This is a genomic window from Streptomyces pactum, assembly GCF_002005225.1.
GTDB classification, from domain to species: Bacteria; Actinomycetota; Actinomycetes; order Streptomycetales; family Streptomycetaceae; genus Streptomyces; species Streptomyces pactum_A.
In genome coordinates this window covers 735,891-762,404 of record NZ_CP019724.1, presented here as the reverse complement: position 1 = coordinate 762,404, position 26,514 = coordinate 735,891, and the positions used below count along the sequence as shown (strand labels likewise).

Here is a 26,514-nt window from a genome sequence, read left to right as displayed (position 1 = left end):
GATGGAACTCGCCACTCCGCCACCGGCGGCGCGGGCCCCTGTCGCCTGGTATAGCTGGTGGCTGATGCCACTGGGCCTGGGAGGCGGGACGGTAGCCGCCACGTTCATGAGCTCGGAACGAATATCCGCGGCCGCCGCCGGTGTCGTCGCGACGGCCGCCGGTACCGTGTGCGTACGCCTCCTCCTGCGCACCCGGGCGCAACTGCGCCGGAGCGAGGACGCCCACCGCGCCGCGCAGACCGAGCACTCCCGGCAGTGGCAGCAGCACGTGGCCGGCCTGGAGCGCAAGTCCTCGGCCGAACGCGCCGGGCTGGAGGCACAGCTCACCGAGCAGGCGCGGACACACGAGGCGCGGCTGGCCGAACACGGCCAGGCCTACGAGGACCGGCTGGCCGAGCAGGCCACCACGTACGAGACCCGCCTCGCCGAACAGAACGAGCTCTGGCAGGAGCGGTTGAGCCACCAGCTCGCCGCGGTCGCCCGGCTCGCCGACGAGCAACTGCCCGACGCGATGCGCAGGCTGCGCGCCGGGGACGCCATCGACGACATCCTGCCGACCGTCGAGCAGTGCGCCAAGGTCGGTGCCGACCTCCAGGCCGAACTGCGCAAGGTGCTCAGGACCGCGCTGATCGGCGTGGAGGCTGAGTTCGACCGGTCGACCTCCGCCGAACAGGCCGTCATCGGCGTGGGTAACCGCATCCACGTCCTGACCAGCAAACTCCGTGGTCGGCTGCACGAGATGCAGGGTGAGCACGGGCGGCTGCCGGCCGTCGCCCGGGGCCTGATGGAACTCGACCAGGCCATCGGTCCCGCCGACTGCCTCGCCGCCAGCATCGGTGTGCTCGGCGGCTCCGACCGCCCGGGACGGCAGTGGCAGGAGCCGCAGCGCCTGCTGAGCGTGATGCGCGGCGGCATCGGCCGGATCAAGGACTTCCACCGCGTCCAACTGCGCCATCTGCCCGAGCTGGGTGTCGACGGCGGCCTGGTGGACCACCTCACGCTGGTCTTCGCCCACCTGCTGGACAACGCCGCGCGCTACTCACCGCCCACCGAGCCGGTGATCGTCTCCGGCAAGGAGGTCCCCAACGGTGTCGGCATCGAGATCCAGGACTCCGGCAAGGGCCTGAGCGAGGAGAAGAAGCGCGAGGCCGAGCACGCCCTCGCGGGCACCTCGCCCGGCCCCGGCCTCGGCGGCATCTCGGAGGACGCCAACATCGGTCTCCGCGTCGTCGGCGCCCTCGCCCGCCGTTACGGCATCCGGGTGACCTTCGCCGACTCGCCATGGCTGGGTACCTCTGTCGTAGTCGTTGTGCCGCACAAGTACTTCGGTCCGCTGCCGGTGGCCACCGGCGCCACCGCGCCGGAGGCGCCGGCCGCCACGGCACCACCCGCCGCCGAGACTCCCGCACCGGCACCGGCACCGGCACCCGCGCCCGCCGCCGTTCCGGCCCTCACCGCCGACGGCTCCGGCGCCGTGGAGACCACCCCGGGCGGACTGCCCCGCCGCCGGAGCAGGCGCGGCGAGCCGGCCGCCGGACAGGCCCCGGCCCCCGCGCCCGCCGCACCCACCGACGGGACCGGTCCGGCCGAACGGGGCCCCGTTTCCGCCGTTCCGCCGGACGCCTCCTTCGCCGGCCTCGCCGCGTTCGCCACCGCCGGACGCGGATCCGGCGTGGTGGCCGGCGTCCTGCCGCCACCGGAGACCGCCGACGTCCGTGACACGACCACCGGTGGCGCGTCCACCGAGCACCGCACTGAAGAGAGCGACTAGTCCCCATGACGCACCAGGGAACCGACGTGAGCTGGGCGCTCCGCGACCTTGTGGAGAGCATCCAGGAGATCCGCTTCGCCCTCGTGGCCTCCAGCGACGGCAAGGCGATCACCTCCTACGGGGCCGAAGACCCCGACGACGTGGACCGTTTCGCCGCCGTGGTGGCCGGACTGCAGGCGCTGGCCCAGCCGGTCGCCGAACAGTTCCCGCAGCACGCGGGACAGTTGCGGCTCGCGATGATCGAAGTGGACGGCGGGCACCTCTTCGTCGTCCGCGCGGGCCTGGAGACGTATCTCGGCGTCCTCGCCCGCGAAGGCCTCGACCAGGGCCTGCTCGGCCATCAGATGCGCGACCTGGCCCGCAGGATGGGTGAACTCCTCGGCACCACTCCGCGCCAGGAGGAGCACTCTGGATGAGTGCTCCCCGCCGACCGACCGATCCGTCCGGTCTCGAGCGCTACTACGTCCTCACCGGAGGGCGCAGCGGGCCGGGCGGTTCGGCGTCGACCCTCGACGTGGCGACCCTCGTCGTCTCCCGCGCCGTTCCCTTACCGGGCATGCAGCACGAGCACGAGGAGATCCTCCGGCGTTGCCGTGAACCGCTGTCGGTGGCCGAACTCGGCGCCCACCTCCACCTGCCCTTCAACATTCTCGCGGTGCTGCTGTCCGACCTGCTCCAGGCAGGCCGCATCGAAGCCCGTGATCCCATCCCGGCACTCGACGCCGGCCGCGGGCCCGACCTCGCGCTCCTTGAGGAGGTACTCAGTGGACTTCAAAGGCTTTGACCAACCGGGGTCACCGACGGCCGGGGACACCCGCTCGGTGAAGGTGATGATCGCCGGCGGATTCGGCACGGGCAAGACCACCATGGTCCGCTCCGTCAGCGACATCAAGCCGCTGACCACCGAGGAGACCCTCACCCAGGCCAGCGCCGGCGTCGACCACCTCATCGGTGTCGCCGACAAGACGCAGACCACCGTGAGCCTGGACTTCGGCAAGATCAGCCTCAACGACACGCTGATGCTGTACCTGTTCGGCACCCCTGGCCAGGAGAGGTTCTGGTTCCTGTGGAACGGCCTGTTCAAGGGTGCGCTCGGCGCGATCGTCCTGGTGGACACGAGGCGGCTGGCCTCCAGTTTCCGGGCGATCGAGGAGATGGAACGGCAGAAGGTCCCCTTCGTCATCGCGCTCAACGTCTTCCCCGACTCCCGGGACTACCCCGTCGAGGAGATCCGGGACGCCCTCGACATCCCCCCGCACACGCCGGTCGTCGCCTTCGACGCCCGCGACCGCGCCGCCAGCCGCGACGTGCTCGTCACCCTGATACGGCACCTGAAGGACCGCTCGGCCGCCGCCCTGGAGCCACGATGAACGACGACCAGACCCCGTCCGGCGCCACCGGCGGCGGCTGCCCCGTCGCGCACGGCCCGGGTGTCACCCGGCTCTACGGGCCCGAGGCGGCGACCGACCCGCACGACATCTACGAGCGGCTCCGCAAGGAGCACGGCTCCGTCGCGCCGGTGCTGCTGGAGGGAGACGTCCCCGCGTGGCTGGTGCTCGGGTACCGGGAGAACCGGCGGGTGCTGGACAACCCCCTGCAGTTCAGCCGCGACTCGCGGATCTGGCGGGACTTCCGGGACGGCCGGGTCGAGGAGACGTCCCCGCTGGTCCCCATGGTGGGCTGGCGTCCCGACTGCGTCTCCCAGGACGGCGAACCGCACCGCCGGCTGCGCGGGGCGGTCACCGACAACCTGTACGCCGTGGCCGGGCGCGGGATCCGCAGGCACGCCACGCACTTCGCCAACAAGCAGATCGACGCCTTCGCCGACACCGGCCGCGCCGACCTCGTGGCCGACTTCGCCGAGTACCTGCCCATGCTGGTCCTCACCCGCGTCTTCGGCCTCGCCGAGCAGGAGGGGCGCGACCTCGCCGAGTCCAGCGCACAGGTGCTCAAGGGCGGTGCGGACGCCCTCACCCACAACGAGCGCATCATGGGCATCCTCGGCGAACTCGCGTCGCGCAAGCGGCGGGAACCCGGGTCCGACTTCACCTCCGGGCTCATCGAACACCACTCCGGTCTCGACGAGGACGAGATCGTCAACCATCTGCGCCTGGTGCTGATCACCGCCCACACCATGACCAGCAACCTGCTGGCCCGGACGCTCCAGCTCGTCCTCACCGACACCGCGTGGCTCTCCGGCCTGGTGAGCGGGCAGCTCAACCTGTCCACGCTGGTGGAGGAGGTGATGTGGAACCACCCGCCGCTCGCGGTGCTGCCGGGCCGGTTCGCCACCGCCGACCTGGAACTCGGCGGCTGCCCGGTCAAGGAGGGCGACCTGCTCGTCCTGGGCCTCGCGGCAGGCAACCACGACCCCGAGGTCCGCCCCGACAGCGCCGTGTCGGTCCAGGGCAACGCCTCGCACCTCGCCTTCAGCGCCGGCCCCCACGAGTGCCCGGCGCAGAACATCGGCCAGGCCATCATCGAGACGGCCATCGACGTGCTGCTGCACCGTCTGCCGGGCCTCCGCCTGGCGGTTTCCCCGGCCGAACTCACCTCCACGGCCTCCACCTGGGAGTCACGGCTGGACAGCCTGCCGGTCGAGTTCGCCGTATAGCGTCCGCCGGCGCGGACCGCGTCGCACGGCGCCGCCCGCCCGGCCGGGAGCGTCCGGCCGGGCGGCGCGCCCGTCTCACACGGCCAGCAGGTCGTCCACCGAACCCCGCCCGGCCAGTTCGGCCGTGGCGACCGGGCCCTCCTTGGCCGCCGCGTACCGGCCGGTGGTCAGCGCCCACTCGTAGTTGCCGTTGATCCAGTGCTGGATCGCCTCGACGCCCATCGCCACCCGGGACCGCTCGTCGGCGTCCAGCCCCAGCTCGTCGCACATCAGCGGCACGCGGCCCTCGAGGGCGACGTACTCCTCGAGACAGGCGGTCGTCATGCGGTACGCCTCGTCGGCGGCCTCCTGCCAGGAGCAGCCGCGTTCCCGGTGCAGCACGGCGATGAGGTTGTGGCCGTCCCCGCGGCGGCGTTCGCGCTCGAAGGAGTGGATGTCGTTCATGAACCCGATGGTGTCCGCGGCCAGGTCCCGCATCCGCTCCATCAGCGGATGCGCCATCGCCGCGGCCGGCACCTCGAACCCGCGGCTGCGCTCGCCCGCGTCGATGCTGTGGTGGATGCCGACCGTACGGCGCCGGAAGACGGTGTAGTCGTCCAGCGTGAGCGTCCCGGCCCGGCCGTGGGCCGCCAGGTCGACCTCCTCGCAGTGCGCCACCAGGAAACGCCCCCAGGAGGCGGCGAACCGCGACCTCCAGGTCAGGGACATGCCATCCGAGAGCCGGTCCCAAACCTCTGACCAGGCCAGGGTGATGGGGCATGCCACCCGTGGCGGGGTACCCGCCGGACGCAGCGGTGTGGCGATGAGTTCCCGCGCCACCTCCGCTATGCGCTCCGCGCGGTCCGGCCGGCCGGCGTCGAACTGGTCGTCGAAGAGGAAGGCGAGGGAGAACCAGTTCATCAGGACGACCATGTCGTCCGCCGACGCGTGGGGGTACGTGCGGGCCGCGGCCTGAGCGAGGTCCCACGACTGGTACTCCTCGAACCCGGCCCGGCTGCGCACCAGCCCCCGCTCGCGCACCCATCGCAGATGACGGTCACGTGCCTGGCTGAGATGCGGGCTGACGGGAGTGTCGAAGGGGAGGTCGAACCGGACGTCCTGAGGCATGTGCATCCTTTCGGGAGACGGAACGCGGAGTCCCCCCGTGCCCTGCGAGCGGGCGCCCGCCGGGCCACCCGCGCACTCGAACTGGGCTTCCCGATACGAAAGTTGAACCGAGAAGCAGTACGAGGCTGCCCCGACTGTAAATGATCTACACGGCGCCCGTTCGTGATCTTGGTAACTGCCCATGTCTCATGAGCCGCGTACACTCGCCGGCCCCCGCCGCGGACGTCAGTGTCGTCCGCGTGGCCGCCGCGACCGGACCGGGTGGATCGCGGTCACCGCACTCCTCGGAGCAGTCGTGCCGCCGGCTACCTTGTCTGATACGCAGGGAGTCAGGGGACCCGGGTCCGCGTCGGTATCGGGCTTCGACCCGGGCGCCCTCGCCACGCCCCACCTGTGCTTCCGGGTCCATCCGCAGCGGATCCAGGCGTGGTGCGAGGCCGACGGGCTCGCAGGGCGCGAGCCGATGCGCGACGGACGGTGGCTGCCGACCGAGTGAACCGGCCGGGCCGGGATATCCGCAAGGTACAGGGCGCGGGGCACGACCGCCCCGCACCCCGAATCCTTCGGAGGAGACATGGCACTGGTCAACGCGGGCGTCGTGGTGCTCGACTGCGCCGAGCCCGAGAAGCTCGCCGAGTTCTACAAGAGGCTGCTGGGAGCGGAAGAGAGCGAGGCGACCGCCAACCGGATCGAGATCAGGTCGGCGGACGGCTTCCGTATGGCGTTCCGACGGGACGTCAACGCCACCCCGCCGAGCTGGCCCCGGCCCGAAAACTCCCTCCAGGCACATCTGGACTTCTGGGTGGATGACCTGGACGAGGCGGAACGCGGCGTCGTCGAACTCGGTGGGCGCCCCGTGGACGCGAAGGACGCACTCGGGGTGCACGAGGAGCGTGGCTACTCCGACCCGGCGGGCCACTCCTTCACCCTGCGGCGTACCGCGCCGACGGCACCCAAGCAGGGCTAGCGAGCGCCTGCCGGGTGCCGTCGGTGACGGGGGAGGGGCGGTGCCGCCGGTGCGGTCAGTCGCGTCCGCCCTTCCCGCCGACCGGCCAGACACCGGTCGAGCGTTCGATGGCCTTGGCGCCGGTCCGGTCCACGGCACTGCGCACCGCGGCGAAGATGGCGCCCTGGATCGCGGCGGCGAGCAGGATCTCCCCCCAGCCGCGGTCCGGGTCCAGCGCGTCGGGCGCGTCGTCCTCGTGCCGGACCACCTTCCATGTCTTCTGGAACGCCAGCCCTGCCAGCGTGCCGCCCACCCAGCCCAGCGCGAAGCCGACGGGCTTGTAGGCGAGGGGGAGCTTCTGCTTCTTCTTCTTGGCCACGTGGGACTCCTTGTGTGTGCGGTGATCGGATGGGCGGCGGGGCCGGTCGTGGGGTCAGGGCCTGCCCCGCACCAAAACCGCCTCGCCGGCGGGGACCGGCCCCGGCGGTGTGCCCTCGCCGAACGGCCGGCCGCCCAGTTCCTGCCGGTGGTGGGGCGTGAGCCAGCCGGACAGGTCCGGGCCCATGGGCACGATGGCGGTCGGGTTGATGCCGGTGTGCACCTGGTAGTAGTGGCGTTTGATGTGGTCGAAGTCGACGGTGTCGCCGAAGCCGGGCGTCTGGAACAGGTCGCGGACGTACCCCCACAGCACCGGGTTCTCCGTCAGCTTCCAGCGGTTGCACTTGAAGTGGCCGTGGTAGACGGCGTCGAAGCGGACCAGTGTCGTGAACAGCCGGATGTCCGCCTCGGTGATCGTGTCGCCGACCAGGTAGCGCTGCCGCTCCAGCCGGGGTGTCAGTTGCTCCAGACGCCGGAAGACACCCGCGCACGCGGCCTCGTACTCCTCCTGGCCGGTCGCGAAGCCCGCCCGGTACACACCGTTGTTGACGTCCTCGTAGACGCCTGCCATCACCTCGTCGATCTCGTCGCGCAGCGCGACGGGATACAGGTCGGGCGCGCCCGGCCGGTGCAGGGACGTCCACTCGGTCGCCAGGTCCAGGGTGATCTGCTGGTAGTCGTTGGTGACCAGCTCTCCGCTGGTTACGTCCACGATCGCGGGCACGCTGACCCCGCCCGGATAGCCGGTCTCCCGCCGGTCGTACGCCTCGCTGAGGTAGCGGATGCCGAGGACCGGGTCGCGGCCGTCCGGATCCAGGGTGAAGCGCCAGCTTCGGTCGTCCTGGACGGGATCGGCGACCGCGAGGGACAGGGCGTCCTCCAGACCGAGCAGCCGCCGCGAGACCAGGGCGCGGCTTGCCCACGGGCAGGCACGGCTCACCACCAGCCGGTACCGGCCGGGCGCCACCGGCCAGCCGTCCCGGCCGTCCGCGGTGATCCGGTCCGCGAAGTGGCTCCTGGACCGCTTGAAGGACTTCCTGCCGTAGCCGCTGTTGCCGGGCGTCCCGCCGTCACCGCTCATGGACCTGCCTCCCAGTCGTTCGTGTGCCCTGGTGGACGCGTTCCCCGTTTTCGGCCGTCGGCACTGGTGGGCCACCCACAAGGAGGTGTGAGCCACGCCGGCCGGGGGCATTCGGCCCCTCGTGAGTGGGACAGACCAGGAAGAGAAGCCGGGCCTGAAGACCGGCCCCGACAGCGAACACGACACCGAAGGCGGCATTGCGGGCGGCGTTGCGGGCGGTACTGAAGGCGGCGCCGCACGCGAGGCCGATCGCGAGGCAGGCGGGAAGGCCGACCGCAGGACACGTGTCACCGTGCTGGTGGCCCTGGCGGCCAACCTGGTGATCGCCGTCGCCAAGGCGGTGGGCGGATTCGTCGCGGGCTCGCCCGCGCTGCTGTCGGAGGCCGCGCACTCGGTGGCGGACAGTATGAACGAGGTCTTCCTCCTCGCCGCACTGCGCCGCAGCCGCCGCCCCGCCGACCGGCGGCACCCCTTCGGCTACGGCAAGGAACGGTTCTTCTGGTCGCTCCTGGCGGCCGTCGGCATCTTCGTCATGGGCGGCTGCTTCTCCTTCTACCAGGGCGTCGAGGCCCTGCGCACGGGCGCTCAGGAGGACCTCGGCGGCTACGTGGCCGGGCTGGTCGTGCTCGGTGTCGCCCTGCTCGCCGAGGGCGGCTCCCTGCTGCGGGCCCTGCACCAGGTGCGGCGCCAGGGCGGTGTCGCCACCGGGCTGCGCGACCCGGCCCTGCGTACGGTCGTCGCCGAGGACGGCACCGCGGTGCTCGGCGTGACGCTCGCCATGACCGGCATGGTCCTGCACATGGTGACCGGACAGGTGGTGTGGGAGGCATGCGCCTCGCTCGCGATCGGCGCGCTGCTCGTGTTCGTGGCCTACCGGCTGGGCCGCGAGGCCCGCGACCAGCTCATCGGCGAGGCCGCCGATCCGGAGGCCAGCGGCCGGATCCGGTCGCTGCTGCGGGCGCAGCCGGAGATCGACAGTGTCGAGGCGCTGTTCACGATGAAGACGGGCCTCGACTCCGCTCTGGTGGCCGCGCGCGTCGACCTGGTGCCGGGCCTGGACAGCGAACGGGTGGAAGAGGTCGCGGTACGCATCAAGAGGTCGATCGCGCGTACCGTTCCCGAGGCGCGACAGATCTTCCTCGACGTCACCGACCGGCCCGCCCGGGAGGCGGACGAAAGCCCCGCCGCGACGGGGGAACGCGGCGGGGCCTGAACGACGTGTTCCCCTCCGGTGCCGGTCCATGCACGCGGATCCGGGAAACTTCCGTTCAGCTCTCTTCGGCCGCTTCCAGGACGAAGACCGGGATATCCCGGTCCGTCTTCTTCTGGTAGTCGGCGTACGGCGGATACGCCGCGACGGCACGCTCCCACCACTCGGCCTTCTCGGCGCCGGTGACCTCACGGGCCGTCATGTCCCGCTTCACCGGGCCGTCCTGGAGCTCCACACGGGGATCCGCCTTGACGTTGTGGTACCAGACCGGGTGCTTGGGCGCCCCGCCCAGGGAGGCGACCACGGCGTAACGGCCTTCGTGCTCGACGCGCATCAGCGGCGTCTTGCGCAGCTTGCCGCTCCGCGCGCCCAGCGTGGTCAGTACGATCACGGGCATCCCCGTGTCCATCAGGGTCGTGCCCCGCGTGCCGCCCGAGCTCTCGTAGAGCTCGACCTGTTCACGCACCCACTGCGTCGGGCTGGGTTCGTACTCGCCCTCAAGAGGCATGGCATCCGTCCCATCGTCGCGTCTTCTGCGTCGGACTCACACCGCGGTGCAACACCGGGCGGTGCGGGTTCCATCCCTACCCCATCCGGCCCGTCCGCTTCCGGCAGCCGCGCAATCGCCCCGCGCGTCATCGCGCCGCCGGACGCCCCGCGACACGGTCGTCGCCGTTCGCACGACGACCCCCGCCACCGGAGGCCGGCGGCCCACCGAGATCCCGGCGGTGCGGACACCCGGGCCGAGCGCGTCCCGGCCGACGGGGAGACACCGTGGTGCTCGGCGAGATCCGGCAGGCCGCCGAGGCCGCCGGGCGGCCCTATCGAGCCATGTCCGCCCTGCACCGACCGTGCGGGCCGGTCTCGCCGTCCGGCACCACGGGTACGGGGACAGCCCCGCCGTGGCCCGGGCGTTCAGGGCGGAGGCGTCGGCAGGCCGTCGCGGCGGCGATCCCCGGCCAGTCCGCCTCCGTCGCCGATCTGGCCGAACTTGGCGTCGCCACATAGGTGCCCAGGGCATCTAATGAAGATCGGCACGACGCACTCTTCGTCTGCGAGGTCTTCCATGCCGGACACGGACGCAACGCTGAAAGCGGGTCCGACGCCGGACCGGGAACCAACGCCCGGCCGGAACGCGACGCCGGACCGGAACGCGACGCCGGACCGGGACGCGACGGAGGCCGTCGCCTTCCCGCAGGACCGGACCTGCCCCTACCACCCTCCCGCCGCCTACGACCCGCTGCGCGCCGCCCGGCCGCTGGCCCGGATCACCCTCTTCGACGGCCGTCCGGCCTGGTTGGTGACCGGCCACGCCGCCGCCCGCAGGCTGCTGGCCGACCAGCGGCTGTCCACCGACCGCACCCGCGACGGCTTCCCCGCCACGTCGGCGCGCCTGGCGGCGGTACGCGGCCGAAAGACCGCCCTGCTCGGCGTCGACGACCCCGAACACCGCAACCAGCGCAAGATGGTGCTGCCCGACTTCACCCTCAAACGCGCCGCCGCCCTGCGCCCGCACATCCAGCGGATCGTCGACGAACGGCTCGACGTGATGACCGCGCAGGGCCCGCCCGCCGATCTGGTGACGGACTTCGCGCTGCCCGTGCCCTCGATGGTGATCTGCGCGCTGCTCGGCGTCCCCTACGCCGACCATGACTACTTCGAGGAACAGTCCCGTCGGCTGCTGCGCGGTCCCCGCCCCGCCGACACCCAGGACGCCCGCGACCGACTGGAGGCGTACCTGGGCGAGTTGATCGACCGCAAGCGCCACACACCCGGCGAGGGCCTGCTGGACGACCTGGTCCGGCGGCAACTGGGCGAGGGTGCGGTCGACCGGGAACTGCTGGTCGCGCTGGCGGTCATCCTGCTGGTCGCGGGCCACGAGACGACCGCCAACATGATCTCGCTGGGCACCTACACCCTCCTGAGCAACCCCCGGCGACTGACCGAACTGCGCGAGGACCCCTCGCTGCTGCCCGGCGCGGTCGAGGAGTTGATGCGCGTCCTGTCCATCGCGGACGGGCTGCTGCGCATGGCCACCGAGGACATCGACGTGGACGGGCAGACCATCCGGGCCGGCGACGGGGTCGTCTTCTCGACCTCCGTCATCAACCGCGACGAGACCGTCTACCCCGAGCCGGACGCCCTCGACTGGCACCGCCCGGCCCGCCACCACGTCGCCTTCGGGTTCGGCATCCACCAGTGCCTCGGCCAGAACCTGGCCCGCGCCGAACTGGAGATCGCCCTGCACACCCTCTTCGAGAGGCTGCCCTCGCTGCGCCTGGCCGCCCCGCCTCAGGAGATCCCCTTCAAACCCGGCGACACGATCCAGGGGATGCTGGAACTCCCCGTGTCCTGGTAGGAGGCTCGGCATGGACATCGGCATCGACAAGGACACCTGCATCGGCGCGGGCCAGTGCGCCCTGACCGCTCCCGACGTGTTCACGCAAGACGACGACGGCTACAGCACGGTCCGGCCCGGCCGGGAGGACGGCGGCGGCAGCGCCCTGGTGCGGGAGGCGGCCCGGGCGTGCCCCGTCGGCGCCATCACCGTGTCGCAGACGGTGCGCTGACGCCGGCGGCGTCCGGCGCCGGGAAATCCGCCCCGGCGGCGTCCAGCAGCACCCGCGCCGCCTCACGCGCCGACCGGGCCGGTTCCGTACCGCCCGTGACGCCCGCCGTCACCATGGCACCCTCGGCCAGCAGGAAGAGCTGCCCGCCCACCGCGGCGGGCAGTCCCGCCTCGCCCGCCAGGCCGTCGAGAAACGCGCGAAACGCCCCCTTGTGCGCCCGCACCCGGTCCGCCACCGGGGCGGAGGTGGCCCCCAGTTCGCCGTACGCGTTGATCCACGCGCAGCCGCGGAAGTCCGGCTCGGCGAACCACTGCCCGAGCCAGTCGAAGACGGCCAGGATCCGGGACCCGGGCTCCTCGTACCGGTCGACGTGCTCCGCCAGCCGCCCGCGCCAGCGCACGTCGCGCCGTTCCAGACAGGCCACCACGAGCTGCTCCTTGGCCGGGAACAACTGGTAGAGGCGTTTGAGCGAGACGCCGGAGGCGCCCCGGACGTCGTCCATGCCGACGGCCTGGACGCCCCGCCCGTAGAAGAGCCGCTCCGCCGCGTCCAGTGCCCGCTCCCGGGCGGCCTCGCTGTCCATGGGGACCTCTTTCCGACGTGTGCCTCGAAGCGTTCCTTGACGTGAGAACGGTCGTTCTCCTACGGTAGCAGCCACCTGGAGAACGGTCGTTCTCCATCTGTCCGCACGGAGGTTCAGCCATGACGACCGACCGGCCGCCCCTGCCGCCGTTCACCCGTGAGACCGCCGCCCGAAAGGTGCGGGCCGCCGAGGACGCGTGGAACACCCGCGATCCGCAGCGGGTCGCGCTCGCCTACTCCGAGGACTCGGTCTGGCGCAATCGCGACACCTTCCTCGAGGGCCGTGCCGCCATCGTGGAGTTCCTGACCGCCAAGTGGGCGCGCGAGCACGAGTACGCGCTGCGCAAGGACCTGTGGGCCTTCGACGGCAACCGCATCGCCGTCCGCTTCCAGTACGAGTCCCGCGACGCCGACGGCCGGTGGTGGCGCTCCTACGGCAACGAACTCTGGGAGTTCGACGAGCACGGCCTGATGACCCGGCGGGAGGCGAGCATCAACGACGTACCCATCGAGGAATCGGACCGCCGCATCCACGGCCCGCGGCCCGTTGAGTAGGGTTCTGGGGTGAGCGAACAGGCCCGGAACGCCGAGCAGTCCGAGACCGCGGAGAAGCCGGACGACCCGGAAACGCCGGAGAAGCCTGCCATGGCGGAAGCGGCGGAAGCGGCGGAGAGCCCGGGGAAGCCCTTTCTCTACGTCGTCGTCTGTGCGGCGGGCGTGGCCGACGGCGTCAGCAAGCTGATCACCGCGGCGCAGGAGCGCGACTGGGAGGTCGGTGTCCTCGCCACGCCGGTCGCCATGGGCGGCTTCTTCGACACGGCCGCCGTCGAGGCGCAGACCGGCCGTCCCATCCGCTCGGCCTGGCGCCGCCCCGAAGACCCGCGGCCCTTCCCGGCACCGGACGCCGTCGTGGTCGCGCCGGCCACCTTCAACACGGTCAACAAGTGGGCCGCCGGCCTGGCCGACACCCTTGCCCTGGCCACCCTGTGCGAGGCGTGCGGCCTCGGCGTACCCGTCGCCGTCCTGCCGTGCGTGGGCGACGCGCTGGCGTCCCATCCCGCGTACCGGGAGAGCCTGGACCGGCTGCGCGGGATGGGTGTGCGCTTCGGCGACCCGTACGCCGGGGAGGCGGGCGAGGACGGCGGCCGGCCGGAGTTCGCCTGGGAGCGGGCGCTGGACCTGCTCGAACAGCGCTGACCCGCCCCGTTTTCGAGCCCGCACGAAGACGTACGCTCGCCCCTGTACCGATGATCCCGAAGACAGGAGCAGCAACGATGCAGTACGTGAAGCTCGGTTCGACGGGCCTGGACGTGTCGCGGATCTGCCTGGGCTGCATGACCTACGGCGATCCCGGCCGCGGCGCGCACGTGTGGACCCTCGACGAGGAGGCCTCGCGTCCGCTGATCCGGCAGGCGCTGGAGGCCGGCATCACCTTCTTCGACACGGCCAACGTCTACTCCGACGGCACCAGCGAGGAGATCGTCGGCAAGGCGCTGCGCGACTTCGCCCGCCGCGACGACATCGTGCTCGCGACCAAGGTGCACGGCCGGATGCGGCCCGGACCCAACGGCGCCGGACTGTCCCGCAAGGCGATCGTGACCGAGATCGACCACAGCCTGCGACGCCTGGGCACCGACTACGTCGACCTCTACCAGATCCACCGCTTCGACCCGCACACGCCGGTCGAGGAGACGATGGAGGCGCTGCACGACCTGGTGAAGGCGGGCAAGGTCCGCTACATCGGGGCCAGTTCGATGTACGCCTGGCAGTTCTCCAAGATGCAGTACACCGCCGAGCGGCACGGCTGGACGAAGTTCGTCTCGATGCAGAACCACTACAACCTCCTCTACCGCGAGGAGGAGCGCGAGATGCTGCCCCTCTGCGCGGACCAGGGCGTCGGCGTGCTGCCCTGGAGCCCGCTCGCCCGCGGTCGGCTCACCCGGGACTGGGACACCGCCACCGAGCGCAGCGCCACCGACGACTTCGGCGGCACGCTCTACCAGGACGGTGACCGTTCCGTGGTCGAAGCCGTCACGCGCATCGCCGCCGACCGCGGCCTGCCGCGGGCGCAGGTGGCCCTCGCCTGGCTGCTGCACCAGGACACGGTCGCCGCGCCGATCATCGGTGCGTCGAAGCCGGGGCACCTCGAGGACGCCGTGGCAGCGGTCGAGGTGACGCTCGGTGAGAAGGAGACCGAGGAGCTGGAGCTGCCCTACGCGCCCCACCCGATCGCCGGGCACTGATGCCCGGCTCCGCGTGTCACGGGCCCGTTCCGGGCTCCAGGGCGGTGACGGAGACCGACGACTCGTGGCCGCCCACCGGGACCTCACCGGCGGTCCACTTCACCTTGAGCGGGTCGTGTTCGTCCGGCGGGGTGACGAGCAGCGCCGCCGGAGTCGCGGTGCGGGCGCCACTGATCTGAGGGCTGGAGAACGACAGCCCGGCCCACGCGCTCTCGCCGGCTGTCAGCGTCACCGTCCGCGGCGACGAGGGCGCGCGTTCGGGGTCCGGGCCCAGTTGGCTGCCGGACGCGTCGACGAAGGCGGCGCCCGGATAGCCGTACAGGGTGCAGGTGCGGTCGGAGGTGTTGGTCAGCACGACCGGGAAGTTGCGCTGTCCGGCCCCCGGGTCGACGCGGCCGACGGCGGCGCGGAGCTCGGAGGTGTGGCAGCGGCCGTCGGTGCGGGCGGAGGCGGAGGCTGATCCGGCGGTGTCGCTGGGCGCGGTGGTGACCGCCGGCGCGGTGGCCGTGCGGGTGACGGTGCCCGTGTCCGGACCGGTCGAACGCGGGGCCTTGGTGGGTTGTGGGGCGCTCGACGTGCTGCTCTCGCTGCCGCAGGCGCTCAGCAGACCGAGAAGCGCGACCGCGCTCGCGACCAGGGCCGTGCGGTGTACGGGCTGGGACGTGTTCGGCATCGCTTCTCCACACTCCCGTCAGGTTCTCGCGCACGGTCCGCACCGCGAGGCGGGGCCGTACGCCGTGTGTTGTCGAGTGTCCCGCCCTACGGCCCCGGAAACGGCGGGCGCGCTCCGGACCGGGGTGCAGTCCTCCGGGTCACTTCCCCGGCGCACTCCTGCGGCGCCCACCTCCGGCTCACTCCTCGTCGAGCAGCCCCGGCCCCGCCCACCTCCGGCTCACGCCTCGTCGAGCAGCCCCAGCTCCGCCCAGATCGTCTTGCCCTCGGTCGTGTGCCGGCTGCCCCATCGCTGGGTGAGCTGGGCCACCAGCAGCAGCCCGCGGCCGCCCTCGTCCCAGGTCTTGGCCCGGCGCAGATGCGGCGCCGTGTGGCTGGTGTCGGAGACCTCGCAGATCAGCGTGGCCGTGTCGTGGATCAGGCGCAGCCGGATGGGCGGGGAGCCGTACCGGATGGCGTTGGTGACCAGCTCGCTCACGACGAGTTCGGCGGTGAAGGAGGCCTCCAGCAGAGTCCAGGCGGACAACTGCTCGACGACCTGCTTGCGGACGGGTGCCACCAGCGAGGGGTCGGCCGGGATGTCCCAGGTCGCGACCTGACCGGCGGGCAGGCCCCGGGTACGGGCCAGCAGCAGGGCCACGTCGTCGGCGGAGCTGCCGGACGGGAGCAGGGCGTGCAGCACCCGGTCGCAGGCCGCGTCCAGCGAGTCGGCGGGGGCCGCCAGGGCCTCGCGCAGCAGCGCCTGACCGGCATCGGCGCCCCGTTCCCGGGTCTCGACCAGTCCGTCGGTGTAGAACGACAGGACGCTGCCCTCGCGCAGTTCCAGCTCGGCCGACTCGAACGGCAGCCCGCCCACCCCCAACGGAGGGCCCGAGGGCAGCTCGACCTGTCGGGGCGGGCCGTCCGGCGGGACCAGGACGGGCGGCGGGTGCCCGGCCCGGGCCAGGGAGCAGCGCCGCGACACCGGGTCGTACACGGCGTACAGGCAGGTGGCGCCGACCTCGCCCGCGCCGTCGTCGCCGGACTCCTCGGACAGCCGGACGACCAGGTCGTCGAGGTGGGTGAGCAGCTCGTCGGGCGCCAGGTCGATGTCGGCGAGGGTGCGGACGGCGGTGCGCAGCCGGCCCATGGTGGCCGAGGCCTGGATGCCGTGGCCCACGACGTCCCCGACGACCATGGCGACCCGCATCCCGGACAGCGGGATGACGTCGAACCAGTCGCCGCCGACCCCCGAGCGGGCCGCCGGGAGGTAGCGGGAGGTCGCCTCCACCGCGGCGGTGGGCGGCAGCCAGCGGGGGAGCAGGCTGCGCTGCAGGGTCAGTGTGGCCTCGCGCTCGCGGGAGTAACGCCGGGCGTTGTCGATGCAGACGGCGGCGCGGGCGGTGACCTCCTCGGCCAGCAGCACGTCGTCGTGGGTGAACGGGTAGGGCCGCCGGAACCGGGTGAAGACCGCGACGCCGAGGGTGGTGCCGCGGGCCTGGAGCGGCACGGACATCGTGGAGTGGATGCCGTACTCCTTGACCCGCCGGAGGCGGACGGGGTCCCACTCGAGCCACCGGTCGAGGTCGCCGAAGGCTTCCGCGGCCACGATCGCCTGCCCCGAGAGCAGGCACTCGGCCTGGGGCGAGCCGGCCGGGTACACGTCCAGCTCGCCCGGTTCGGCCACCGCCTCCAGGCCGCCCGGATCGACCGACCGGTGGGCCGTCCTGCGCAGGCCGACCGGCGGTTCGAGCACCACCGCGGGCTCACCGCCGTGCTCGAGCGGGTCCAGCAGGTCGACGCTCACGAAGTCGGCGAGCGCGGGCACGCACACGTCCGCCAGTTCCTGTGCCGTACGGGTGACGTCGAGCGTGCTGCCGATGCGCACGCTGGCCTCGTTGACCAGTTGCAGCCGCTCCCGGGCGAGGTGCTGCTCCGTGAGGTCGTGGGCGCTCACACACACGCCGCGCACCTGACCGCCGGCGTCGGTGAGCGGTGCGATGCGGGCGCTCCACGCGTGGGCGCGGCTCTCGCCGACGGCCCTGAGATGGGTCTGCATGTCGTACCGGCGGCCGGAGGCCAGTACCCGGCGCATGTGCCGTTCGAGCTCCACGTTCTGCGGGCGGCTGCTGATGTCGGTGGCCCGCAGACCTCGGACGCGGTCGGGCGGGAGGCCGACGAGCTGGGCCATGGCGTCGTTGACCCCGCGCAGCAGGAGCTGGTCGTCGAAGATCATCATGGCGCAGGGTGCCTGCGTGAGGGCGGCTCTGACCAGCGGGTCGTCCACCGGGTCGGGACCGCGCTGCAACGAGGCGACGGCGAGCCACGTGCCCGGCGCGCCGTCCCGCGCCGGTCTGCGGTGGGCGAGCACCCACACGGGCACGGTGTGCCCGTCGCGGTGCCGCAGTGCGAGGGTGCCGCTCCAGTGCTCGTCGCCGGGCCCGGGACGCGTGCCGTCGCCGCCGTCGGCGGCCAGCAGTCCGGCGGCGGGGCGTCCCACGACGTCGGCGGCCGGGTGGCCCAGTAGCTGACGGGCGCCCTCGTTCCACTTCAGCACGGTGCCGGAGTCGTCGACGACTGCGCGGGCCGTGGCGGCATCGTCGAACGGGTTGACCGGACTCATCGTCGCCACTCCATTGCGCACACCCTCAGTGAACAGCGCGTCACCTGAGCCCCAGCCTAGTGTGTCCGGGCCCCGTGCGGACCCGAACCACGGGGCTCGTGGCCGCCACGTGGCCACAGTGGCCGGGGAGCGGCCGGGCCGCCCGGGACAGAAAGAGCTTTCCGTACTCTTGACGGCCGCGTGTGGCACGACGTCAGAATCTGTTTGTTCACGATTAGTTGTGAGTACTTCTGAGCCCTGATGAGTCCGATGAGGGAGATCCGTCATGACGGTCACGCGCAGAACGGTCCTGATCGCCTCCGCCGCCGCCCCGGCGGCCGGGGCGGCGCTGGGCGCCCCGTCGGCGTGGGCCGCGGACGCGGCGGGGGAAGGCGCGGGCCGCGGCACCATCCCCCTGCGCGACGGCTGGCGCTTCCTGCTGGTCGACCCCGACGGGTCCGCCGACGACACCACCGGCGCCGCCGACCCCGCCCACGACGACTCGGCGTGGCGCGAGGTCGCCGTCCCGCACGACTGGAGCATCGAGCAGACGCCCACCACGGAGCACGGCACCACCAGCGGCACCGGCTTCCTGCCGGGGGGCCTCGGCTGGTACCGCCTCGCCTTCACCCTGCCGCCCGCCCTCGCCGGCAAGCGGATATCGGTCGAGTTCGACGGCGTCTACATGGACTCCCGCGTCCACTGCAACGGCCGGGAGGCCGGCCGCCACCCCTACGGTTACACCGGCTTCGCCCTCGACCTCACCGACCTCGTGCACACCGACGGCCGCACCGAGAACGTCCTCGCGGTCCGGGTGCGTAACCGACTGCCGAGCAGCCGCTGGTACTCCGGCAGCGGTATCTACCGCGAGGCCCGCCTGGTCGTCACCGAGCCGGTGCACGTACGGCGCTGGGGCACGTACGTCACCACGCCGCGGGTGAGCGAGGAGAGCGCCGTCGTCCGGGTGGCGACGTCCGTCGTGAACGCGTCGGGCACCGCACGCGAGGTCGAGGTCCGGTCGACGGTCGAGGACGCCGACGGACGCACCGTGGCCCGTGCCGCCTCCACGGCGGATGTCGCCGACGAGGCGAGCGAGGTCCACGAACTCACCGTCGCCCGCCCCCGGATGTGGGACTTCGCGTCCCCGCACCGCTACACCCTGCACACCGAACTGCGCGTCGGCGGCCGGACCGTCGACACCTACCGCACGCCGTTCGGCATCCGCACCTTCCACGTCGACCCCGAGGAGGGCTTCCACCTCAACGGCAGGTACGCCAAGATCAAGGGCGTCGACCTGCACCACGACCTCGGCGCCCTCGGCGCCGCCGTGAGCATCGACGCGATCCGCCGCCAGATGACCATCATGAAGTCGATGGGCGTCAACGCCTTCCGCACCTCGCACAACCCGCCCGCGCCCGAGATGATCCAGGTCTGCGAGGAGATGGGCATCATCATGCTGGTGGAGGCCTTCGACTGCTGGCGCACCGGCAAGAACCGCTACGACTACGGCCGGTTCTTCGACGAGTGGTGCGACAAGGACGCCACCGAGATGGTGCTCGCCGCCCGCAACTCGCCCGCCGTCGTCATGTGGTCCATCGGCAACGAGGTCCCCGACTCCACCGCCACCGCCGGCCTCGCCATGGCCGACCGGGTCATCGACGCGATCCGGGCCGCCGACGACACCCGCCCGCTCGTCATCGGCTCCGACAAGTACCGCCGGATGCCCGCCAAGGGCTCCGCGGCCGACCTGATGCTGGCCAAGCTGGACGGCCTCGGCCTCAACTACAACACCGCCAAGTCGGTGGACGCCCTGCACGCGGCCTACCCGCACCTGTTCCTCTTCGAGTCCGAGTCGTCGTCCGAGACCTCCACACGGGGCACCTACCAGGAGCCGGAGCACCTGAACACCGGCGAGAACCAGACGCCCGGGAGGCGCGCCACCTCGTCCTACGACAACAACCTCGCCTCCTGGACCATGAGCGGCGAGTACGGCCACAAGAAGGACCGGGACCGCAAGTGGTTCGCCGGCCAGTTCCTGTGGTCCGGCATCGACTACATCGGCGAGCCGACGCCGTACGACGTCTTCCCGGTGAAGGCGTCCTTCTTCGGGGCGGTCGACACCGCCGGATTCCCGAAGGACATGTACCACCTGTTCCGGAGCCAGTGGACCGACGAGCCGATGGTCCACCTGCTGCCGACGACCTGGAACCACCGCGAGGGTGACACCGTCGAGGTCTGGGCGTACACGAACGTCGACACCGTCGAGCTGTTCCTGAACGGGACGTCCCTCGGCACCCGGGCGTTCGACACCAAGAAGACCGTGGACGGCCGGACGTACCTGGAGACCACCGAGGCCACCGGCGACGACAAGACCTTCACCGACGGCCCCTACCCCGGCAGCTACACCAGCCCGAACGGCAGTGCGGGCAAGCTGCATCTGACCTGGCGGGTGCCCTTCGAGCCGGGTGAGCTGAAGGCCGTCGCCCGGCGGGACGGCAGGGCGGTCGCCACCGACGTCCTGCGCACCGCCGGGGCGCCGCACGCCGTCCGCCTCACCCCGGACCGCGAGAGCGTCGCCGCGGACGGCCGCTCCCTGGTCTTCGTGACCGCCGAGGTGGTCGACCGGCGCGGGGTGGTGGTACCCGGCGCCGAGCACCTGATCTCCTTCGCGGTCACGGGAGGTTCCCTCGCCGGACTCGACAACGGCCGTCAGGAGAGTGCCGAGCGCTACCAGGCCGGTACCCGAACCGCCTTCCACGGAAAGGCCCTCGCCATCGTGCGGTCCGGCACCCGGCCGGGGCCGGTGCGGGTGACCGCCCGTGCGGACGGGCTGCGTACGGACACGGCGACCGTGCGCGCCCGGCGGGCCGCGTCCCGTGCGACCACACCGGCGCCGGAGTTCCGGCCCGAGCACCCGGCACCCGTGGACCACCCGTACGCCGACGCGAGCTACTCCGGGCGGCCCGACACGCTCCCCGCCGCCATGCTCGACGGCGATCCGGCCACCGGCTGGTCCAACGGCTTCCACAAGGCGGCCACCGCCCTGCTGCCCGCCTTCCACGGGGCCCGCGCCGAGGACTGGGTGTCGGTCGACCACGGCCGCCGGCGCACCTACGACCGCGTCGAGGTCTCCTTCACCGTGGACGCCACGCACAGCCTGCCCGCCGCGGTCGAGGTGTCGGTGTGGGACGGCCGTGCCTGGCGTGCCGTCGAGGGGGCCGGGACCGAGTGGGCCGCCGCCTCCGGCGCTCCCACCGTGATCACCTTCGAGAAGGCGCGCGGCTCCCGGGTCCGCCTCACGCTGACCAGCCGTCACCCCGGTGAGGCGCGGGGAGCGATCCGCGTCAGCCGTCTGGAGGCGCCCGCCGCCTGAGCGCCGCGCAGGGGTCCGGACGGGAAGCAGTCCCGTCCGGACCGTTGACGGGCTGTCATGTCTGCCACAAGCATGGCCCCCGACCGCTTTTGGGAGCGCTCCCATCATGGGAGTGCCGCGTCCCCCCGAGGAGCCCGGACGTGACAAGACGCCTGACGCAACGCCTGACACGACGCAGAACAGCCCTCGTCTCCCTGACGGCCCTGCTGGCGGCGGCCGTCACCGCGCTGCCCGCCGCACCGGCCGGAGCCGAGGAGACCGAGCAGGTCGAGAACGGCACCTTCGACAACGGCACCGACTCCTGGTGGACGAGCAGCAACGTCACCGCGGCCGTGTCCGACGGCCGGCTGTGCGCCGACGCCCCCGGTGGCACCGCCAACCGCTGGGACGCCGCCGTCGGCCAGAACGACATCACCCTCGTCGCGGGGGAGTCGTACCGTTTCTCCTTCACCGCGACCGGCACACCCGCCGACCACGTGGTCCGGGCGATCGTGGGCCTGTCGGTGTCCCCGTACGACACCTACCACGAGGTCAGCCCGCAGCTCAGCGTCTCCGGCAACACCTACTCCTACACCTTCACCTCACCCGTCGACACCACCCAGGGCCAGGTCGGCTTCCAGCTCGGCGGCACGCCGGACGCCTGGCGCTTCTGCGTGGACGACGTGTCCCTGCTGGGCGGGGTGGCGCCCGAGCCGTACGAGCCCGACACCGGGCCGCGGGTCCGTGTCAACCAGGTCGGCTACCTGCCGTCCGGCCCGAAGAACGCCACCGTCGTCACCGACGCGACCTCGCGGCTGGGCTGGCGGTTGAAGAACGACCGCGGGCGGGTCGTCGCCCACGGCTGGAGCGTGCCGCGCGGCGTCGACGCCTCCTCCGGGCAGAACGTCCACTCGATCGATTTCGGCCGCTACAAGAAGCGCGGCGAGGGTTACACCCTGGTCGCCGACGGAGAGACGAGCCGCCCGTTCGACATCGGCACGGCCGCCTACGAGCGGCTGCGCACCGACTCCGCGAAGTACTACTACACGCAGCGCAGCGGCACCGCGATCGACGGTGACCTGCGTCCCGGCTACGCCCGCGCCGCCGGACACGTGGGCGTGGCACCCAACCAGGGCGACACCGAGGTGCCCTGCCAGCCGGGCGTGTGCGACTACACCCTCGACGTCTCCGGCGGCTGGTACGACGCCGGGGACCACGGCAAGTACGTCGTCAACGGCGGCATCTCGACCTGGGAGCTGCTCAGCACCTACGAGCGCTCGCTGCACGCCCGCACCGGGGAGCCGCGGAAGCTCGGCGACGGCACGCTCGACATCCCCGAGAGCGGCAACAGGGTGCCGGACATCCTCGACGAGGTGCGCTGGGAGCTGGACTTCCTGCTGAAGATGCAGGTGCCGGACGGGCAGCCGCTGGCCGGCATGGCCCATCACAAGATCCACGACGAGCAGTGGACCGGGCTGCCGCTGCTGCCCGGCGACGACCCGCAGAAGCGCGAGCTGCACCCGCCGACCACCGCGGCCACCCTCAACCTGGCGGCGACGGCCGCACAGGCGGCGCGCCTCTACCGCCCCTACGACCGGGAGTTCGCCGCGAAGGCGCTCGACGCGGCCCGCACGGCCTGGGCGGCGGCGCTGGCCCACCCCAACGTGCTCGCCGACGAGAGCGACGGCATCGGCGGCGGCGCCTACCCGGACGCCCGCGTCGACGACGAGTTCTACTGGGCGGCGGCCGAGCTGTACCTGACGACGGGGGAGCGGGACTTCAGGGACTACGTGCTGGACTCCCCGGTCCACACCGCCGACATCTTCGGTCCGCTCGGCTTCGACTGGGCCCGCACCGCGGCGGCGGCCCGGCTGGACCTCGCGACCGTGCCCAACCGGCTCCCCGGCCGGGACAAGGTACGCCGCTCCGTCGTCCAGGGCGCCGACCAGTACCTGGCCACGCTCAAGGCGCACCCCTACGGCATGCCCTACGCCCCCGAGGGCAACGTCTACGACTGGGGTTCCAGCCACCAGATCCTCAACAACGCGGTCGTCCTCGCCACCGCCTACGACATCACCGGCGGCTCGAAGTACCGTGACGGCGCCCTCCAGAGCATGGACTACATCCTGGGCCGCAACGCGCTGAACATGTCGTACGTCACCGGCTACGGCGAGGTCAACGCCCACAACCAGCACAGCCGCTGGTACGCCAAGCAGCTCGACCCGGCGCTGCCGGCCCCGCCCGACGGCACCCTGTCCGGCGGCCCCAACTCGAACATCCAGGACCCCTACGCACAGAGCAAACTCCAGGGCTGCGTCGCCCAGTTCTGCTTCATCGACGACATCCAGTCCTGGTCGACCAACGAGCACACCATCAACTGGAACGCCGCGCTGGCCCGGATGGCCTCCTTCGTGGCGGACCAGAGCTGACCGCATCCACCGTCCCGCCCGCCTCCCGCGGTACCGCCGTGACACTGCTCTGACCTGCGGCTATTTACGGGTCAGTACCCGCGCGGTACCGTGGGAGGCATGCCAGCCCTGAACGTGGAGTTCAGCGACCGCGAGCTCGAGGACCTGCGCCAGATCGCCAAGGAACGCGGTACGTCGATGAAGGCGCTCGTGCGGGATGCCGCCGCCGCCGACATAGCCCGGCACCGGGCGCTGCAGGAGGGTGCGGAGGCCTTCCGCCGGTTCTTCAGGGCCCACGCCGACGAGTTCGCCGCCGCGTTTCCCGACGACGAACCACCGCCCGTCAGGGGCGAGGGGCGGGTCGCCTGATCCATGGCCCAGGTCCTGCACATCGATGTGCCCTGGCTGCTCCAGCGCCACGAGGAAGTGCTGCCGGAGCAGCCCACCATCAACGACTTCTCCGCGCTGGTCGCCGCCGTCGCCCGGCACCGCGTCGACCCGCCCCGCCTCGGGGTGGACTCCGACCCGGCCTGGCGGGCGGCCGCCCTGCTGCACACACTCGCCGTGCTCAGGCCGCTGCCCTCGGCCAACGCCCGCTTCGCCTGCGCGACGGCGGTCGCCTACATGTACGCCGGCGGGGCCGGTATCGACCCGCCCTACGGGGCCCTGGTCGACCTGGCCCGTGACCTGATGTCCGGCGAGGCCGACGTCTACGGCGCGGCCGACCGGTTGCGTTCCTGGCAGATCTGAGGCCCCGGGCGGCCGGAGCGGTCCCTTCTCGGGGCCACCGACCGAGGGCGGGGGGAACGGGGTCGGCGGCCCGCTCGCGCAGGAGAGCCGCCGTCCCGCGCGGGGCCTTCCGAGAAGGGCCGCAGCCAGTCCACTACGCCGGGGCGTGCGCTGGGAGCGTGCGCGGCGCACCGGCGCGTGCACGTGTTTCACACGGGGCGCGTGGAGAATGCCGAAAGCCGGTGCCGGCACCATGAGTTGCCGCGGAATCTGACCTTCTTTCAAAGGCGGGCCCAGGTTGCCCGGTCGCCTTGTTGACCATGAGTGGTTTGTGCGAGAGTGAAGCACCCGTGCGGGGGGTAAAGGCCGGGTCTCGCACGCGTCTTGAGGAAACCAGGTCCGATTTCGCCGTGGCGAATTCACGCTCCCCACACCGCGCCCAAAAGGTACACACCAATCAAGGGCTCCTTTTCGGCGATCAGAACTTCTGAGTCACCTGCGCGTGGGAAGGAAACATCTCAGTGCCCACCCCCCACCCCCCTCGACCCGCGTACCCGCCCTCCGGCGGGGACCCCGGGGAGTCCGACGAGTCCCTGGCCGCGCGGCTCAGGGACGGCCCGGAAAGCGAGGCCGCCCGGACCGCCGCGCTTTTGATGGCGCGCCACTGGCAGCCCGCCCACGATTACGCGACCATCTGCCTCGCCACGTCGGCCCAGGTCACCGCCATGGTCACCGCCGCCGCCTGGCATCGGGTCCTGGACCGGCTCGCCGAGGGTGAGCCCGCCACGGCGCTGCGACCGCGGCTGCTGGTGGCCGTACGGGACACGGTCCGGCAGTGGTCCGCCGACGACGGGATATCCGGCGTTCTCCCGCAACTGCTCAAACCCGCCGGCGGACGTGGTATGCGGGCGGCGAAGTCCCTGACTCCGGAAAACCGCACGCTGGCCGCACGGGCATTCGCTTCCCTTCCCGGACCGGCCCGTTGTTTGCTGTGGCACACGGAGGTCGAGGGCGAGTCCATTAGCGTCCCGGCGGGGCTGCTCGGCATGGATACCGACACCGCGTCGGCCACGCTCGAACAAGCGCGTGAGAAATTCCGCGAGGGTTGTCTGCACGCACACCGGCAACTCGCCCCGACTCAGGACTGCCGCTTCCACAGCCGTCTCCTGGACGTCCCGATCCGCCGCGGCGGCGCCCTGCTTCCGGACGTCCGCAAGCATCTGGCGGAGTGCCGCCACTGCCGGCACGCGGCCGAACAACTCAGTCACTTCGAGCGCGAGTTGGGGACGCTGATCGCCGAAGCGGTGCTCGGCTGGGGCGCCCGGCGCTATCTCGACTCCCGCCCGGGGCGCGCGACGCTCGGCGCGCTCGCCAAGGGCGCCGCCCGGCACCGCGGCGGACGCCCCGGCCTGCTGGCCCGCATCCCCGTGCCCGTGCGCGGGGCCCCGGGCCGGCCGCGCTCCGGCCGGTCGGCGCTCAGGCAACTCGGCGCCGCCTCGGCCGGGGTGCTCGCGATCGTGCTCGTGGTGAGTGTGTGGTCGTACGACGGCGGCGGCGCCGATCCGGCCGCCTCCACCAGCGCCGTCGGCGGTGACGGCAACACGTCCGGGACCAGCCGTCCGAAACCGCCCGGTACCGCCGGGCTGCCCACGGCGGCGGACCGGACGCGGCTGCGCAACGTCGCCGCGGACCTGTGCCTCGACGTGCGGGGCGAGCCGAAGGCCGGCGCGGGCGCCCGGCTGGCGGGGTGCTCCGAGGCGTGGACCCAGCAGTGGACCTACGAGGACGACGGGCTGGTGCGCAGCGTCGCCGACCCGGGGCTGTGTCTGGACTCGCGGGCGGACGCCGGAGTCGTCATTCTCGGTACCTGCGCCGACGAGGGCACCGAGCGGGGCGACGACGTGCGCTACGGCCTGACCGAGCGCGGGGAACTGGTGCCGCGCTGGCAGCAGCAGCTCGCCCTGTCCGCCACCACCGTCACCACGGACGCCGACATCGTGGTGAAGGTGCGTGACGGATCCGACGGCCAGCGCTGGCGGACCGACCCGGTACCGACGGCGGAGGGTTCCCTGTCCAGCGCCGGCACTCAGGCCCCGAACGCGCGGCGCGTGGAGCTGCCGGGCGGCTGAGCGGGGCCCGGCGATGCCCGTCCGGTGACGGCACCCCTGAGGGAGCACGGGGCCGTGGGGTCGGGCGGCTGCCCCCGTGCGGGGGACCGGCCGTGACGGACCCGCGGACCCCGCGTCGGGCATCGCCGATGTCGCACCACG

The 26,514-nt window shown here is 72.3% G+C and carries 24 protein-coding genes; 17 read left to right on the top strand and 7 right to left on the bottom strand.

The features are described from left to right. Window position 1 precedes the first annotated feature (1 nt). The 5 genes from B1H29_RS03370 to B1H29_RS03350 are packed head-to-tail and all read left to right on the top strand — an operon-like array spanning window position 2 to window position 4,385. Entirely contained in the window at window positions 2–1,771 is a 1,770-nt protein-coding gene (locus tag B1H29_RS03370) for a sensor histidine kinase (protein ID WP_055421188.1), read from the top strand. A 5-nt stretch (window positions 1,772–1,776) separates the two neighbouring features. Next, the gene (locus B1H29_RS03365; RefSeq protein WP_019327713.1) at window positions 1,777–2,187 is read left to right on the top strand and encodes a roadblock/LC7 domain-containing protein; all 411 of its coding nucleotides are present in this window, start codon (window positions 1,777–1,779) and stop codon (window positions 2,185–2,187) included. Further along, window positions 2,184–2,555 (top strand): DUF742 domain-containing protein, encoded by a 372-nt coding sequence (locus tag B1H29_RS03360; RefSeq protein WP_055421189.1) that lies wholly within the window; start codon window positions 2,184–2,186, stop codon window positions 2,553–2,555. Before B1H29_RS03365 ends, B1H29_RS03360 begins: the two co-directional genes overlap by 4 nt. After that, window positions 2,536–3,141 (top strand): GTP-binding protein, encoded by a 606-nt coding sequence (locus B1H29_RS03355; protein WP_055421190.1) that lies wholly within the window; start codon window positions 2,536–2,538, stop codon window positions 3,139–3,141. Before B1H29_RS03360 ends, B1H29_RS03355 begins: the two co-directional genes overlap by 20 nt. Then, window positions 3,138–4,385, top strand: coding sequence for a cytochrome P450 (locus tag B1H29_RS03350; protein WP_055421191.1), 1,248 nt, complete (start codon window positions 3,138–3,140; stop codon window positions 4,383–4,385). The genes B1H29_RS03355 and B1H29_RS03350 overlap by 4 nt, the downstream gene beginning before the upstream one ends. Before the next feature lie 75 nt (window positions 4,386–4,460). Here the strand turns inward: B1H29_RS03350 and B1H29_RS03345 are convergent, their stop codons facing one another. Then, a complete protein-coding gene (locus B1H29_RS03345; RefSeq protein ID WP_055421192.1) occupies window positions 4,461–5,492 on the bottom strand; it encodes a 7-epi-alpha-eudesmol synthase in 1,032 nt (343 codons plus the stop codon). A gap of 574 nt (window positions 5,493–6,066) precedes the next feature. Here B1H29_RS03345 and B1H29_RS03340 point away from each other — a divergent pair. Continuing rightward, a complete protein-coding gene (locus B1H29_RS03340; RefSeq protein ID WP_055421193.1) occupies window positions 6,067–6,459 on the top strand; it encodes a VOC family protein in 393 nt (130 codons plus the stop codon). A gap of 55 nt (window positions 6,460–6,514) precedes the next feature. On the opposite strand, the gene B1H29_RS03335 is transcribed toward B1H29_RS03340, so the two are convergent. Both B1H29_RS03335 and B1H29_RS03330 read right to left on the bottom strand, forming a co-directional pair. Next, the gene (locus B1H29_RS03335; protein ID WP_055421194.1) at window positions 6,515–6,817 is read right to left on the bottom strand and encodes a DUF4235 domain-containing protein; all 303 of its coding nucleotides are present in this window, start codon (window positions 6,815–6,817) and stop codon (window positions 6,515–6,517) included. A gap of 54 nt (window positions 6,818–6,871) precedes the next feature. Next, window positions 6,872–7,897, bottom strand: coding sequence for a glutathione S-transferase family protein (locus B1H29_RS03330; RefSeq protein ID WP_055421195.1), 1,026 nt, complete (start codon window positions 7,895–7,897; stop codon window positions 6,872–6,874). 292 nt (window positions 7,898–8,189) lie between these two features. Here B1H29_RS03330 and B1H29_RS03325 point away from each other — a divergent pair, with 292 nt between their 5' ends. After that, complete coding sequence (locus tag B1H29_RS03325; protein ID WP_055421196.1) at window positions 8,190–9,110, top strand: cation diffusion facilitator family transporter; 921 nt, start codon at window positions 8,190–8,192, stop codon at window positions 9,108–9,110. Between the two features lie 55 nt (window positions 9,111–9,165). On the opposite strand, the gene B1H29_RS03320 is transcribed toward B1H29_RS03325, so the two are convergent. Next, window positions 9,166–9,615: a nitroreductase family deazaflavin-dependent oxidoreductase gene (locus tag B1H29_RS03320; RefSeq protein WP_055421197.1), complete on the bottom strand. Its 450-nt coding sequence runs from the start codon at window positions 9,613–9,615 to the stop codon at window positions 9,166–9,168. 558 nt (window positions 9,616–10,173) lie between these two features. On the opposite strand from B1H29_RS03320, the gene B1H29_RS03315 reads away from it, so the two are divergent. Then, window positions 10,174–11,466, top strand: coding sequence for a cytochrome P450 (locus B1H29_RS03315; protein WP_234393165.1), 1,293 nt, complete (start codon window positions 10,174–10,176; stop codon window positions 11,464–11,466). Between the two features lie 10 nt (window positions 11,467–11,476). Continuing rightward, on the top strand, window positions 11,477–11,677 hold the full coding sequence (locus B1H29_RS03310; protein ID WP_055421199.1) for a ferredoxin: 201 nt from the start codon (window positions 11,477–11,479) through the stop codon (window positions 11,675–11,677). Here B1H29_RS03310 and B1H29_RS03305 read toward each other — a convergent pair. Then, the gene (locus B1H29_RS03305; protein WP_055421200.1) at window positions 11,652–12,260 is read right to left on the bottom strand and encodes a TetR/AcrR family transcriptional regulator; all 609 of its coding nucleotides are present in this window, start codon (window positions 12,258–12,260) and stop codon (window positions 11,652–11,654) included. The genes B1H29_RS03310 and B1H29_RS03305 overlap by 26 nt on opposite strands. Before the next feature lie 119 nt (window positions 12,261–12,379). Between B1H29_RS03305 and B1H29_RS03300 the strand changes: the two genes are divergently transcribed. The 3 genes from B1H29_RS03300 (at window position 12,380) to B1H29_RS03290 (ending at window position 14,502) form a co-directional block, all read left to right on the top strand. Next, complete coding sequence (locus B1H29_RS03300; protein ID WP_055421201.1) at window positions 12,380–12,814, top strand: DUF1348 family protein; 435 nt, start codon at window positions 12,380–12,382, stop codon at window positions 12,812–12,814. 90 nt (window positions 12,815–12,904) lie between these two features. Beyond that, window positions 12,905–13,456, top strand: coding sequence for a flavoprotein (locus tag B1H29_RS03295; RefSeq protein WP_055421610.1), 552 nt, complete (start codon window positions 12,905–12,907; stop codon window positions 13,454–13,456). A gap of 77 nt (window positions 13,457–13,533) precedes the next feature. Continuing rightward, entirely contained in the window at window positions 13,534–14,502 is a 969-nt protein-coding gene (locus B1H29_RS03290; protein ID WP_055421202.1) for an aldo/keto reductase, read from the top strand. Between the two features lie 16 nt (window positions 14,503–14,518). Here the strand turns inward: B1H29_RS03290 and B1H29_RS03285 are convergent, their stop codons facing one another. Further along, entirely contained in the window at window positions 14,519–15,175 is a 657-nt protein-coding gene (locus B1H29_RS03285; RefSeq protein ID WP_055421203.1) for a DUF4232 domain-containing protein, read from the bottom strand. Between the two features lie 219 nt (window positions 15,176–15,394). Continuing rightward, entirely contained in the window at window positions 15,395–17,776 is a 2,382-nt protein-coding gene (locus B1H29_RS03280) for a SpoIIE family protein phosphatase (RefSeq protein ID WP_055421204.1), read from the bottom strand. A gap of 265 nt (window positions 17,777–18,041) precedes the next feature. On the opposite strand from B1H29_RS03280, the gene B1H29_RS03275 reads away from it, so the two are divergent. The 5 genes from B1H29_RS03275 (at window position 18,042) to B1H29_RS03255 (ending at window position 26,373) form a co-directional block, all read left to right on the top strand. Then, window positions 18,042–21,128: a glycoside hydrolase family 2 TIM barrel-domain containing protein gene (locus tag B1H29_RS03275; protein WP_055421205.1), complete on the top strand. Its 3,087-nt coding sequence runs from the start codon at window positions 18,042–18,044 to the stop codon at window positions 21,126–21,128. A 164-nt stretch (window positions 21,129–21,292) separates the two neighbouring features. Beyond that, window positions 21,293–23,536 carry a glycoside hydrolase family 9 protein gene (locus B1H29_RS03270; protein ID WP_055421611.1) on the top strand — a complete coding sequence of 748 codons (2,244 nt, stop codon included), beginning with the start codon at window positions 21,293–21,295 and terminating at the stop codon, window positions 23,534–23,536. 99 nt (window positions 23,537–23,635) lie between these two features. Further along, window positions 23,636–23,884, top strand: a complete 249-nt coding sequence (locus tag B1H29_RS03265; RefSeq protein ID WP_055421206.1) for a hypothetical protein — start codon at window positions 23,636–23,638, stop codon at window positions 23,882–23,884. A gap of 3 nt (window positions 23,885–23,887) precedes the next feature. Next, the gene (locus tag B1H29_RS03260) at window positions 23,888–24,265 is read left to right on the top strand and encodes a hypothetical protein (RefSeq protein ID WP_055421207.1); all 378 of its coding nucleotides are present in this window, start codon (window positions 23,888–23,890) and stop codon (window positions 24,263–24,265) included. Window positions 24,266–24,765: 500 nt separating this feature from the next. Then, entirely contained in the window at window positions 24,766–26,373 is a 1,608-nt protein-coding gene (locus tag B1H29_RS03255) for an RICIN domain-containing protein (RefSeq protein ID WP_055421208.1), read from the top strand. Window positions 26,374–26,514 lie beyond the last annotated feature (141 nt).